The organism is Stenotrophomonas sp. 8(2023) (assembly GCF_030345295.1).
GTDB classification, from domain to species: Bacteria; Pseudomonadota; Gammaproteobacteria; order Xanthomonadales; family Xanthomonadaceae; genus Stenotrophomonas; species Stenotrophomonas muris.
Genome location: NZ_CP128404.1, coordinates 1291366 through 1305175, shown reverse-complemented (window position 1 = coordinate 1305175; position 13810 = coordinate 1291366). Strand labels below are relative to the sequence as shown.

The 13810-nt window shown below is 66.1% G+C and carries 9 protein-coding genes; 7 read left to right on the top strand and 2 right to left on the bottom strand.

The window, feature by feature from the left end; all coding sequences use genetic code 11:
* Window positions 1-60: 60 nt before the first annotated feature.
* Genes QP609_RS06025 through QP609_RS06010 form a run of 4 tightly spaced genes read left to right on the top strand, consistent with a single transcriptional unit; the run spans window position 61 to window position 4763 of the window.
* Window positions 61-1461 carry a TolC family protein gene (locus tag QP609_RS06025; RefSeq protein WP_197621603.1) on the top strand — a complete coding sequence of 467 codons (1401 nt, stop codon included), beginning with the start codon at window positions 61-63 and terminating at the stop codon, window positions 1459-1461.
* On the top strand, window positions 1454-2467 hold the full coding sequence (locus QP609_RS06020) for an efflux RND transporter periplasmic adaptor subunit (protein WP_049419414.1): 1014 nt from the start codon (window positions 1454-1456) through the stop codon (window positions 2465-2467). Before QP609_RS06025 ends, QP609_RS06020 begins: the two co-directional genes overlap by 8 nt.
* Complete coding sequence (locus QP609_RS06015) at window positions 2452-3639, top strand: ABC transporter permease (protein WP_142234431.1); 1188 nt, start codon at window positions 2452-2454, stop codon at window positions 3637-3639. The genes QP609_RS06020 and QP609_RS06015 overlap by 16 nt, the downstream gene beginning before the upstream one ends.
* Window positions 3636-4763, top strand: a complete 1128-nt coding sequence (locus QP609_RS06010) for an ABC transporter permease (protein WP_014646415.1) — start codon at window positions 3636-3638, stop codon at window positions 4761-4763. Before QP609_RS06015 ends, QP609_RS06010 begins: the two co-directional genes overlap by 4 nt.
* 129 nt (window positions 4764-4892) lie before the next feature.
* On the opposite strand, the gene QP609_RS06005 is transcribed toward QP609_RS06010, so the two are convergent.
* Both QP609_RS06005 and QP609_RS06000 read right to left on the bottom strand, forming a co-directional pair.
* Window positions 4893-5261, bottom strand: coding sequence for a glycine zipper 2TM domain-containing protein (locus tag QP609_RS06005; RefSeq protein ID WP_014646414.1), 369 nt, complete (start codon window positions 5259-5261; stop codon window positions 4893-4895).
* A 166-nt stretch (window positions 5262-5427) separates the two neighbouring features.
* Window positions 5428-7650, bottom strand: coding sequence for a methyl-accepting chemotaxis protein (locus tag QP609_RS06000; protein WP_197621604.1), 2223 nt, complete (start codon window positions 7648-7650; stop codon window positions 5428-5430).
* 1168 nt (window positions 7651-8818) lie between these two features.
* On the opposite strand from QP609_RS06000, the gene QP609_RS05995 reads away from it, so the two are divergent.
* The 3 genes from QP609_RS05995 to QP609_RS05985 all read left to right on the top strand — a co-directional run bounded on the left by QP609_RS05995 (window position 8819) and on the right by QP609_RS05985 (window position 13771).
* Window positions 8819-9211: a barstar family protein gene (locus QP609_RS05995; RefSeq protein WP_164077463.1), complete on the top strand. Its 393-nt coding sequence runs from the start codon at window positions 8819-8821 to the stop codon at window positions 9209-9211.
* A 135-nt stretch (window positions 9212-9346) separates the two neighbouring features.
* Window positions 9347-11938: a DNA mismatch repair protein MutS gene (gene mutS, locus QP609_RS05990; RefSeq protein WP_197621605.1), complete on the top strand. Its 2592-nt coding sequence runs from the start codon at window positions 9347-9349 to the stop codon at window positions 11936-11938.
* A 321-nt stretch (window positions 11939-12259) separates the two neighbouring features.
* Window positions 12260-13771, top strand: coding sequence for a catalase (locus tag QP609_RS05985; protein ID WP_185741883.1), 1512 nt, complete (start codon window positions 12260-12262; stop codon window positions 13769-13771).
* Window positions 13772-13810: the final 39 nt, after the last annotated feature.

The following is a 13810-nucleotide window of genomic DNA, read 5'->3' as shown; positions in this document are numbered from 1 at the left end:
AGACCCGGGCTTCACGCTGCACGCACTACCGTTTGCGCACTTCTTCACTACTGGGACGGCATGGGCGTGATCGGCCGACGTACAAGGATGCACCGCGCGAAGGCCGCGCTGGCGCTGGCAGCCTGCCTGCCATTCGCTGCCGACGCGCAGCCCACCAGCAACGCACCGGCATTGGACTGGGAACAGGCACGGCAACGCCTGGAGCAGGTCTCCGATGCGTTGGCCGCTGCCGACGCCGCCGTGCGCAACAAGCAGGACCTGCAGGACGCGAGCCGCCTGCTGCGCCTGCCGGAGATCACCGGCGAAGTGCGCCGGCTGCAGTTCCAGAAGACGCTCACCCTGCCCCTGGGTTCGCTGGCTCCGGTGGCCGAGGCCTTTGGCATCGACTCGCCGCTGTCGTTCACCGAACGCGACTGGCGTACCCGCCCGGTGGTGACTGCAGTACTGCCGCTGTACACCGGCGGCGTGATTCCGGCCGCGCAACGTGCGGCCAGTGCCGCCCACGAACAGGCCAGCGCCGAGCGCGAAGCACAACGCCAATCGCTGACCGTGCAGCTGGCCCAGGCCTATTTCGGCCAGCGCCTGGCCGAGCAGGCGGTGGACGTGCGCCGCGATGTGCGCGATGGCCTCAACCGCCACCTGTCCGACGCAGAGAAGCTGGAACGCGAGGGCTTCGCCACCCGCGCGCAGCGCCTGCAGGCCACCGTGGCCCGCGACAAGGCCGAGCGCGAATACCAGAAGACAGTGAACGACCTGGCCACGCTGAAGGCCGCACTGGCCACGCTGCTGCGCAGTGGCGGCGAGGTGCAGCCGGTGTCGCCGCTGTTCGTGCAGCGCGTGCCACTGGAACCGGTGGCCAGCTTCGAACGCACCGCGCAGGCGCGGCAGCCGCAGATCGCGCGCCTGCGGGCGATGGTGGCGCAGGCCGAACAGGGCGTGCGCGTGCAGCAGGCCAAGCTGAAACCACAGATCTTCGCCTTCGGCCAGTACGACTTCCGTCGCCGCGACGAGATGCTGACCGATCCGGACTGGGCGTTTGGCATCGGCCTGAAGTACACCTTCCTGTCGCCGAACTCGCGGCCGGGGCAGATCAGCGCCGCGCGTGCGCAGCAGGACCAGGCCGAAGCGGGCCTGCGCGAGGCCGAGAACCAGGTCGCGCTGGGTGTGCGCAAGGCCTGGAACGAGCTGGAAACCGCACGCCAGCAGTACGTGCTGCTCGACAGCAGCATCGCCCAGGCACAGGAAAACCTGCGCCTGCAGGAGCTGGCGTTCCGCGAAGGCCAGGCGACTTCGCTGGATGTGATCGACGCGCGGCTCGGCCTGGGTGGCGCCCGCGTCGAGCGCGCACAGGCCGCCTACCAATACGATATTGCGCTGGCACAGTTGCTGGAGATCAGTGGACAGATGGACCGTTTCGAAGAGTTCCGGCGGCGGGCGGACGAGGTGATCGACCATGAGTGATGTGCTGCACGACGATGCGACGACGCCCCCGGGCAAGCGCCGGTTGGGACCGATCCTGGTAGTGGTGCTGCTGGTCGTGGTGGTGCTCGGCCTGTGGCTGGCCTGGCGCAGCCCGGCCGACCAGATCCAGGGCATGGCCGATGCGGACACGATCAACGTGGCCGCCAAGATCACCGCGCGCGTGGCCGAACTGAAGGTGCGCGAGGGCGACCGCGTGCAGGCCGGGCAGGTGCTGTTCCTGCTCGACAGCCCCGAAGTGGCCGCCAAGGAACAGCAGGCGCACGGCGCTTTGGCCGCCGCACAGGCAGTGGCCGACAAGGCCGACGAAGGCGCACGCAGCGAAGACATCCGCGCCGCCGAAGCGAACTGGAAGCGGGCCGAAGCCGGTGCGACGCTGGCTGAAGCCACTTACCAGCGCGTGCAGAACCTGTTCAACGAAGGGGTGATGACCCGGCAGAAGCGTGATGAAGCGCATGCCCAGGCCACCAGCTCGCGTGAGCTGGCCCGTGCCGCGCGCGCGCAGTACGACATGGCCCTGGCCGGCGCGCGCGAGCAGGACAAGCGTGCCGCGCAGGGCCAGGTGCAACAGGCACAGGGCGCGGTGGCCGAAGTCAACGCCGCGCGTGTCGAAGTGGAAGGGCGCGCGCCGGTGGCCGGCGAGATCAACAAGCGCATGGCCGACCCGGGCGAGCTGGTGCCGGCCGGCTACCCGGTGTTCACCCTGGTCGACATCGACCGCATGTGGGTCGCCATGAACCTGCGCGAATCGCAGATGCAGGGCCTGAAGGTCGGCAGCAAGCTGCAGGGCAGCGTGCCGGCGCTCGGCCTGGACGGCGAATTCGAGGTCTACTTCATCAATCCGGCCGGCGACTATGCAACCTGGCGTACCACCCGCCAGTCGTCCGGCTACGACGTCCGCAGCTTCGAGGTGCGGGTGCGCCCGGTACGCCGCATCGAGGGCTTCCGCCCCGGCATGAGCGTGCTGTTCGCATGGCCCCAGCACTGAGCCCCGGCCGCGGCGGCTTCGCCGCCAGCTGGCGGCGCGAGCTGCAGTCGCTGCGCGGCAACCGCGCCGACCTGCTTCTGGTCACCGTGCTGCCGCTGCTGATGCTGGTGGTGATGGCGTGGATGTTCACGCCTTCGGTGATGCGCGACATCCCGATCGCGGTGGTCGACCTCGACCACAGCAGTGACAGCCGCCTGCTGCTGCGCATGCTCGATGCCAGCCCCGGCGTGCGCGTCGCCAGCCAGCCGATGGACCTGGAAGACGCACGTTCGCAGCTGCGTCGGCTGGATGTGTTCGCCATCGTACTGGTGCCGCGCGATGTCACCCGGCAGGCGTTGCGTGGACGCCAGGGCACGGTGTTCGCCTATTACAACGCCACCTACATGACCACCGGCCAGTCCGCGTCGCGCGATATCGGCGACGCGGTCTCGGCCTGGAACGCGCGCCTGCTGCGCGAGCGCATCGGCCTGCAGGTCGGCCCGGGCAAGCTGCGCGCGGCACCCATCGCGGTGCAGTCGGACATTCTGTACAACCCGGCACGCAGCTACGAGCTGTTCCTGCTGCCGTTGATCTTCCCGGCGGTATTGTCGCTGGTACTGGCACTTGCAGTGGCCGGCAGCCTTGGCCGCGAGATCCGCGACGGCACCCTGCCCGCCTCGTTGGGCCGCACGCCATGGCCGGCGATTGCCGGCAAGGTCGCGCCATACATCCTGCTGTTCTCGCTGTATGGCGCGCTCGGCATCGGTTACCTGGCCTGGCTGCGCGGTGACGGCGTGGCCGGCAGCGTGCTCCTGCTGCTGCTCGCACAGCCACTGTTCTACCTTGCCACGGCCGCCTACGCGTTGTTCTTCGTCGGCGTCACCCGCGACATGGGTACCGCGCTGTCCGCAGTCGGCCTCAGCATCGGCACCGCGTTGGCCTTCTCCAGCGCCACCTTCCCGGTGCTGGACGGCCCTCTGTTCACCCGCATCTGGCATCAACTGCTGCCACTCAGCGCCTACATCAAGCTGCAGACCCAGCAGCAGTTCATCGGTTCGCCGCTGCAGGTTTCGGTGTGGCCGCTGGCCACGCTGTTGTTGATGGCGGTGGTGGCAGGAGGCGTCGGCGGCCTGCGCCTGATCGCCTTCGCGCGCACACCTGCCGCCGCACAACCCGCAGGGGCCGACGCATGAGCGCACTCTGGCGCAGCCTGCGGCAGACCCTGATGGCAGTGCTCTGCGACCGCTACGCGATCGTGGTGATGGTCGGGGCGGTGATCCTGTACTCGTTCTTCTATCCAGCCGCCTACCGGCACCAGGTGGCCGGCAACCTGCCGGTGCTGGTGGTGGACGAAGACCACAGCGCGACCAGCCGCGAGCTGCTGCGCAAGCTCGACGCACTGCGCGTTGCGCGCGTGGTCGGTCAACCCGCGGACGTCGACAGCGCACGCCGGCAGCTGGAAGCCGGCCATGCCGAAGGGATCGTCGTGATCCCGGCCAATCTGGAGCGCGACATCCTGCGCGGCCACCCGGCCAAGCTGGTACTGCTTGGCAACGGTGCCTACCTGGGCCGCGCCAGCTGGGTGCTGGGCAGCGTGGCTGACGCGCTGGGTGCGTTCGGGCGTGATGCCGTGGTCGGCCAGGCCGCCTTCATGGGCGCACCGCAGGCACCACCGGTCACGCTTGTGCAGCGCCCCCTGTACAACACGCAGGAAGGCTATGGCAGCGCCATCGTTCCCGGCGTGGCCGAGCTGATCGTGCACCAGACGCTGCTGATGGGCATCGGCGTCCTGCTCGGCGGCCGCCGCCTCGCGCTCGGCCGGCGCCTGCGCTTCGACCTGCCGACCCTGGCCGGCATGGCACTGGGCTTCGGCCTGATCGGCCTGTTCGGTCTGTTCTGGTATGCCGGGTTCACTGCCTGGGTGCAGGACTATCCACGCGGAGGCAACCCGCTGGGCCAGCTGCTGGGTGGCACGCTGTTCATCGCGGCGACGGTGGCCTTCGGCCTGTTCGTCGGCAGCTTCTTCCGCACCCGCGAACGCGCCTTCCAGTACATCATCGCCACCTCGATCCCGCTGTTCTTCCTCGCCAACCTGTCGTGGCCCTCGGTGATGACGCCACAACCGCTGGTCTGGCTGGCGCAGCTGCTGCCGACCACCTCCGGCATCAACCTGATGGTGCGCCTGAACCAGATGGACGCCAGCCTGGCCGAAGTCAGCCACGAACTGATCACCCTCACCGTCCTGCTGCTGCTCTACGGCAGCCTCGCCACCTGGCGCCTCCTCGCAAAAAAGGGGACGGAGGGGATTAAGTCGTAAGCGGCCGGTTTGGGGGATTGCGACTTAATCCCCTCCGTCCCCTTTTCCTGCAATGAAGAACGCCGGCGCGAGGCCGGCGTTCGAGTACTGCGATGTGGAAGGGGAAAAACGGGGGCCGTCGGCGATCGATCAGCGATAGACGCGTTCGCAGCGGCGCTCGACCACGCGGTCGCCGTTCTTCTGCTGGCTGTTGCCCTGGATCTGGCGACCCGCCGCACCACCGGCAACAGCACCGGCCACGGTAGCGAGCTTCTTGCCATTGCCGCCGCCCACCTGGTTGCCCAGCAGGCCGCCGATCACCGCGCCAGTGGCCGTACCGGCGATGCGGTTCGGATCGCGCGAGTTGCGCTGCACTTCCACGTTCTTGCAGACCACGCGGCTGCCATCGTTGAATCGGCGTCCTTCATCACGCGGACCATAGGTCTGCGCGCCGGCCACCGACGAAGCCGCCAGCAGGGTGCCCAGCACAAGCAATCGGGTCGAGGTCTTCATGGCCATCTCCTAGGTTCCGGTATGGCGCAAGTGTCCTCCCGCGGCTGGCAACCGGAAGTGAAATGCGCGTGTCCGCGGCCTCATCGGCCATCGCGCGTTCAGGAAGAAAATCCGCGCCCATCACGATCAGCCAGCGTGATGGGCGCCGTCTCCCTGCCGGCATTGCCCTCTGCTAGAACTCTTCCCACCCCCCGGCATTGGCCGCCAGTGTCGGCTCGATGCGCGGCGACAGCGTTGCCGCCCTGCGCACCGGGGTGACCTTCGCGGCCACCGCAGCCAGGGCCGGACGCACGGCTGCAGCCGCCGTTGCCGCGCCGGTGCGGAACACCGAAACCGCCTCGGCCAGCAGGTTCGCCTGCTCCTCCATGGAACGCGCCGCAGCACTGGCCTCTTCCACCAGTGCCGCATTCTGCTGCGTGGTCTCGTCCATCTGCACCACCGCCTGGTTCACCTGTTCGATGCCCGAACTCTGCTCCTGCGAGGCAGCAGAGATATCGGCCATGATGTCGGTCACGCGCTGCACGGAAGCAACGATCTCGCCCATCGTGGTGCCTGCCTGTCGGACCAGCGCCGATCCATCGGCGACCTTGCCAACCGAATCCTCGATCAGGCCCTTGATCTCCTTGGCCGCACCGGCCGAGCGCTGTGCCAGCGTGCGCACCTCACTGGCCACCACCGCAAAGCCCCTGCCCTGCTCGCCGGCACGGGCGGCTTCCACCGCCGCGTTCAACGCCAGGATGTTGGTCTGGAAGGCAATGCCATCGATGACCGAGATGATCTCGGCGATCTTCTTCGACGAGGCCTCGATGGCCGACATCGTGGTGACCACCTGGCCGACCACCTCGCCGCCCTGCGAGGCGACACCGTGCGCACCGATGGCGAGCTGGTTGGCCTGGCGGGCGTGCTCGGCGTTCTGCTTCACGGTGGAGGTCAGTTCCTCCATCGACGCCGCCGTCTCTTCCAGGTTCGCCGCCTGCTGCTCGGTGCGCCGCGACAGATCGGTGTTGCCCGAGGCGATTTCGCCTGCCGCCAGATTGATGCTGGACGCGCTGGCCTGGATGCGCCCGACGATCTGCTTGAGCTGATCGACGGTGGCATTGCAGTCATCGCGCATGCGGGCGAACACGCCGTGGAAGTCGCCCTGCATGCGTACGGTGAGGTCACCGCGCGAGATCGCCTGCAGCAGGCTCGACACCTGCACCAGGTTCTGGTCGGTGGTCTGCATCAAGCGATTGAGCCCGGCCACCATGTCGCGGAAATCGTAGGCGAAGCGATCTTCATCGCCGCGCAGGCTGAAGTCGCCCGCCGCAGCGGCCGTCGCCAGCCGGCGGATCTCGCTGTTGATCGCCGACAGGCTGGTCTTGGTCTCGTCCATTGCCTGGGTGATCGCCGCCTTCTCGCCCGGCAGCGGATCCATGTCCACCGACAGGTCGCCACGGGCGTAATGCTTCATCACTTCGATCAGCCGGTTCTGTACCTGCACGTGTGAGCCGACCAGCGCGTTGGTCTCGTGCACCATGCGCCCGTAGTCACCAGGGAAGGCACTCTCGTCCATGCGATAGCTGAGGCTGCCCGCATCGTGCTGGCGGGCCAGCTCGCCCTGCGCCGCCATCACCGACTGCAACTGCGCCTGCATGCGCTGCATCGACCTGAGCAGCTGCGTGACCTCATCGTTGCCGGAGGCGTCAATGCTGCTGTCCAGCCGCCCATTGGCGATGCCGTCGGCCAGCTTCACCGCGCCTTCCAGCGGGCGGGTCAGGCTGCGGGTGATGGCCCACGCGGCCAGCGAGCCCAGTACCAGGCTCAACACGCCGAACACGATCGACAGCGTGCCGGTCCAGGATTCGGTTGAACGGTATTCCTCGCGGCTGCGCTCGGTCAGTGTCTCCTGATGCCGCAGCAGGGTCGAGATCGCTTCGTTCCACGCGGTTGCCAGCCCCTGCTCGGCAAGCAGTTCCTTGGCCGCGCCGTCGAAATCCCCGGCCTTCATGCGCTCGTGAAGATGCCGGGTGGAGGCGTCGGTGGCCTTGCGTGCCGCGTCGATTTTCGCCACCAGGGTATCGCCGGTCGCGTCGCGTGGAATCCTGATGTACCTGGCCCAGATACCGTCGTAGGTCTGCGACAGCTCCTGCGCCTTCTGATAATCCTTGTCAAAATCCTCGCCGCGCTTGATCACCATCAGCCGTCGGTGCATCAACAGCGCGTTGTTGGTATCCAGCATGTCGTTCAACAGCCGCATCTTCACCATGTTGACGTCCACCACTTTCTCGAACTGGGCGGACTTCAGGTGATTTCCGTACAGCGCCAGGCCAACGATGGCCACGATGAACAGCAGCAGCAATCCAAACCCGGCACCCAGCCGGGATCCCACTCGGAGGTTGCGTAAGGCGAGCATCTCAATTCCCTTGATCATGGCCGTACGATCGATGGCGGCGCAGCGCGGGGAAACTTTATGGGTCGATATTATTGTATCGATCCAAATCTCTGGAACTATGCAGACAGGTGTGAAGGACACACTTAATGGAGGTGGTTATTCCTGCCGGGCATATCAATGCACGAGCACATCAATCGCAGTCATCACGCAGCGCTCGCGAGTCGTGACCGCGGAAACCGTCACTTGATGCACGGAGGGGGAGGATGAAGCCCATCGATCCCGGCCCCCTTCTGTCCAGAGGAACAACGCGCTGCTTCGCGACTACCGTCAGGGCTGCAATCTGGCATCTGCCATCGCAGGGCCCCGACCCTTGAGTATTTCAACCCTGATGAAGGGGCCCAGACCCCATTACAATCGACTGCCACTGATCTCCCACTTATTGACCTTCAAGTCAATAAAACCGCAGTCATTGAGATTCTCGTCGCTCTGGAAGTAGGAGACGGGAAGGTCACCCCATGCTGCACGGACCCACGCGCTGCGCTGAGGCAATACGATCGAGGAGTGCATGGAAACTGCGTACTTTCTACTCATGCCTGTCCACGGAAATTGACTCCCAGGACGGGGCGACGGAAATTTCCTCAAGATACCGCTCAAGGTCTCTGAACGGAGAGACCCCTATAGCAGCGAAGGAGAACCACACGGCATCGCACTCGTCGCAGACAAATATCTGAACGCCGCGCTCCTTTACTTGAGCTTTCAACACCTCACCCTGCTCACAACGGGGACAGATCAAACTCCCCCCACCTCACCGGAGACGCAGATACAACGTTACTGACCATCCCAGAAACAATTTTCCAGACCTTTATTGCCAATGATACAGGAGGAGAATCTATTTCCATCACCCAGCCAGTCATCACTGACAGTGGAAGTTGAACGCGCCCGAGGGGGTCCTGCTGCCGATGGCACCAATCAATGAAGAAGAAGACTTCGGGCGAACTCTCTACCAGCTGATGGCCCTGCTATTGGCGATGGGTCACGTCGTTTTCTTCCCTGCAAACCGGCGCGCGCCACGACGGGAGTGCCGAGCACTTGACTCAGCAAAGAAGTTTGCCAAACCCCAGCATGGGTCCCCAAAGCATCCGGCGCTCAGCCATGTCCAACGCACAGGGAACAACGCTACAGTCGACATATGACGCTCATCCTGCAGATCGAAGGCTGTGCCATTCACGACATCCCCAGCCTGTACGCGGAGATCAACCGCGTGTTCATGGCCGGCGAGGACTGGCAGCTCGGGCCAAGCCTGGACGCCCTGGATGATCTGCTGCATGGCGTCCATGGCGTGTTGGCCGGCCATGAGCGGGCCACGGTGATCTGGAGTGATATCGAGCACAGCCGCGCCGCACTGGGACGAACTACCACATGCCAGTGGCTGCAGTCCAAGCTGGAAGCCCCGGGCACCTTCAACACGCGGACCATTGCGCGCCAGCTGGACGCCCTGCAACAGGGCGAGGGCCCAACCTACTTCGAGATCGTGATGGATATCTTCGCCAGCCACCGGCAGATCACCCTGGTCCCGGCCTGACCTCGTTGCTGTGCGGTACCCGCCTGCCACCGGTGGCGGCAGCCCTGTGCCCCAGCAGTTACCATGGACGGCCCTGTACCCGCTCCGTTGCCGCTGCCCTCCGGCGCGAACGGACGCCCCGGATTCACGAGCCCCATGTCCAAAGAAAAGTCCGCCGAACACACCCCGCTGATGAAGCAGTTCTTCGCAGCCAAGTCCGAGTATCCGGACCTGCTGCTGTTCTTCCGCATGGGCGACTTCTACGAGCTGTTCTACGACGATGCGCGCAAGGCCGCGCGCCTGCTCGACATCACCCTGACCCAGCGTGGCAGCTCCGGCGGCGCGCCGATTCCGATGGCCGGCGTGCCGGTACATGCCTATGAAGGCTACCTGGCGCGGTTGGTGGCGCTGGGCGAGTCGGTGGCGATCTGCGAGCAGATCGGCGACCCGGCGCTGGCCAAGGGCCTGGTCGAACGCAAGGTGGTGCGCATCGTCACCCCCGGCACCGTGACCGACGAAGCGCTGCTGGACGAACGCCGCGACACCCTGCTGATGGCGCTGTCGCGCACGAAGCAGGGCTACGGCCTGGCCTGGGCCGACCTGGCCGGTGGCCGCTTTCTGGTCAATGAAGTCGAGACCGACGACGCGCTGGAAGCCGAACTGGCCCGACTGGAACCGGCCGAGCTGCTGGTGCCCGACGAGGAGAACTGGCCCGACTTCCTGCGCCACCGTACCGGCGTGCGCCGCCGTGCGCCGTGGCTGTTCGACGCGGACAGCGGCCGCCGCCAGCTGCTGAACTTCTTCAAGCTGCACGATCTGAGCGGCTTCGGTATCGATGACAAGCCACGTGCCACCGCCGCCGCCGGCGCCCTGCTCGGTTATGTCGAGGAAACCCAGAAGCAGCGCCTGCCGCACCTGACCTCGATCGCGATGGAAACCGCCGGCGAGGCGATCGCGATGAACGCCGCCACCCGCCGCCACCTGGAACTGGATACGCGCGTCGACGGCGATACCCGCAATACCCTGCTGGGCGTGCTCGACAGCACGGTGACGCCAATGGGCGGGCGCCTGCTGCGCCGGTGGCTGCACCGCCCGCTGCGCCTGCGCGAGGTGCTGGTGCAGCGCCACCATGCGGTGGAAACCCTGATCGATCGCGGCAGCGATGCCGACATCCGCGAACAGTTCCGCCGCCTCGGCGACCTGGAACGCATCCTGACCCGCGTCGCACTGCGTTCGGCGCGCCCGCGTGATTTCTCCACCCTGCGCGATGGCCTGGGCCTGCTGCCGGCGGTGCGCGAAGTGCTGGCGCCGCTGGATTCACCGCGCCTGCAGGCACTGCATGCCGCCTTGGGCGAGCACGACGCGTGCGCACAGCTGCTGGCCAGCGCCATCGCCGAAATGCCGCCACTGAAGCTGAGCGACGGCGGCGTGCTGGCCGATGGCTTCGATGAAGAGCTGGACGAGCTGCGCCGCCTGTCCACCCATGCCGACCAGTTCCTGGTTGACCTGGAACTGCGCGAGCGCGAGAGCAGCGGCATTCCCACCCTGAAGGTGGGCTACAACCGCGTGCACGGCTACTACATCGAAATCAGCAAGGGCCAGTCCGATCGCGCGCCGGTGCACTACACCCGCCGCCAGACGCTGACCAATGCCGAGCGTTACATCACCGAAGAACTGAAGGCATTCGAGGACAAGGTGCTGTCCGCGCGCGACCGTTCGCTGTCGCGCGAGAAGTACCTGTACGAGCAGCTGCTGGACACCCTCGGCGAACAGCTGGAACCGTTGAAGCAGTGCGCCGCTGCGCTGAGCGAACTGGACGTGCTGGCCGCCTTCGCCGAACGCGCGCAGGCGCTGGACTGGTCGCGGCCGGAACTTGAAACGGCACCGTGCCTGAAGATCGAGCGTGGCCGCCATCCGGTGGTCGAGGCGGTGCGCGAGCAGCCGTTCGAACCCAACGATCTGGATCTGCATCCGGACCGCCGCATGCTGGTCATCACCGGTCCGAACATGGGTGGTAAATCGACCTACATGCGGCAGAACGCGCTGATCGTGCTGCTGGCCCACATCGGCAGCTTCGTGCCGGCCAGCCGGGCGCTGATCGGCCCGATCGACCGCATCCTGACCCGCATCGGCGCCGGTGACGACCTCGCCCGCGGGCAGTCGACCTTCATGGTCGAGATGGCCGAGACCAGCTACATCCTGCACCACGCCACCGCGCATTCGCTGGTGCTGATGGACGAGATCGGCCGTGGCACGTCCACCTACGACGGCCTGGCGCTGGCCGACGCGGTGGCCCGCCACCTGGCCTACCAGAACCGCTGCTACACGCTGTTCGCCACCCACTACTTCGAGCTGACCGCGCTGGCCGACGAGCAGCACGAGGGCGGCCGCAGCGGCATCGCCAACGTGCACCTGGATGCCGTCGAGCACGGTGAAGCGCTGGTGTTCATGCACGCGGTGAAGGACGGCCCGGCCAACCGCAGCTTCGGCCTGCAGGTGGCCGCACTGGCCGGCCTGCCGCGCGCCACCGTGGCGCAGGCGCGCCGTCGACTGGCCGAGCTGGAACAGCGCGGCGGTGAGAGCCATGCCGCCGAGCTGGCGCCGCAGGCATTGGATGCACCGCAGCAGTTCGGCCTGTTCGCGGCGCCGTCGAACAAGGCACAGGAAGCACTGGCCGCCATCGATCCGGACGAACTGACGCCGAAGCAGGCGCTGGAAGCGCTGTACCGACTGAAAGCACTGCTGTAACCGCAGCGCGCACCCATGGCTTCCCGCCGCCATGCGGGAGGCCTATCAAAAGATCCGGCAAATCTTATTCTTCGTTTCAATTGACAGAAACTATCAAACTGAACGGATCATTCGATTATTCATTTCATCTGGCCCTAGCTAAAGTCGAGTGAAGATGTTCCATCCCGTCTTCACCCGCAGGAGCCAGCCATGAGCCAGTCCGATAACAACAGCCCGAAATGTCCGTATCACACCGCGCCGTCGCCTGCGGAAGGCGCCCAGCAGCAGCGCGAGCTGAGCACTACCCCGAAGCAGAAGCACGGCGATGAACCGGTCACGCCGATGACCACGGCCTTCGGCGCACCGGTGGTGGACAACCAGAACAGCAAGACCGCCGGCCCGCGTGGCCCGCTGCTGATGGAAGACGTGTGGCTGCTGGAAAAGCTGGCCAACCTCAACCGCGAGATCATTCCCGAGCGCCGCATGCACGCCAAGGGCTCGGGCGCATTCGGCACCTTCACCGTCACTCACGACATCAGCAAGTACACCCGCGCCAAGCTGTTCGAGAAGGTCGGCAAGCAGACCGAGATGTTCGCCCGCTTCACCACGGTGGCCGGCGAGCGTGGCGCCGCCGACGCCGAGCGTGACATCCGCGGCTTCGCCCTGAAGTTCTACACCGAAGAAGGCAATTGGGACCTGGTCGGCAACAACACGCCGGTGTTCTTCCTGCGCGACCCGCGCAAGTTCGCCGACCTCAACAAGGCCGTCAAGCGCGACCCGCATACCAACCTGCGCAGCGCACGCAACAACTGGGATTTCTGGACGCTGCTGCCCGAAGCCCTGCTGCAGGTGACCGTGGTGATGAGCGACCGCGGCATTCCGCGCAGCTTCCGCCACATGCACGGTTTCGGCTCGCACACCTACAGCTTCACCAACGCCGACAGCGAGCGCTTCTGGGTGAAGTTCCACTTCGTCAGCCAGCAGGGCATCGAATCGCTGACCGACGCGCAGGCGCAGATCCTGGTCGGCCATGACCGCGAAAGCCACGGCCGCGACCTGTTCGCCGCGATCGAGAAGGGCGACTTCCCGAAGTGGAAACTGTTCATCCAGGTCATGCCGGAACTGGAGGCGGAAACCTACCGCATCCATCCGTTCGACCTGACCAAGGTGTGGCCGAAGAGCGACTACCCGCTGATCGAAGTGGGCCAGTTCGAACTGAACCGCAATCCGGTCAACTGGTACCAGGACGTGGAGCAGTCAGCGTTCGCGCCGAGCAACCTGGTGCCGGGTATCGGCCCGTCGCCGGACAAGATGCTGCAGGCGCGCCTGTTCGCCTACTCCGATGCGCAGCGCTACCGCCTGGGCGTGAACCACCACCAGATTCCGGTGAACGCGGCGCGCTGCCCGGTGCACAGCAACCACCGCGACGGTGCGATGCGCGTGGACGGCAACTACGGCGGCCTGCCGCACTACGAGCCCAACAGCTACGGCCAGTGGCAGGAACAGCCGCAGTACCGCGAACCGCCGATGAAGATCCGGGGCGACGCCGACTTCTGGAACTTCCGTGAGGACGACGCCGACTACTTCAGCCAGCCCGGTGCGCTGTTCCGCAGCTACAACCAGGCACAGAAGGAGCGACTGTTCGCCAACACCGCCCGTGCCCTGGGCGATGCGCCGGACTTCATCAAGCAGCGCCACATCGACAACTGCAGCAAGGCCGACCCGGCCTATGGCGCTGGTGTTGCCGCGGCGCTGAAGGCGCTGGCCAGCCAGCCAACGGATCCGTTCAAGCCGGCCCAGCCGGAAGCGGACTTCCCCACCGCGACCCCGGGTGCCGAAGACATCGAGCTCTGATCGCCCCGCCCCGTGAACGCCACGCCGCCTCCCCGTGAG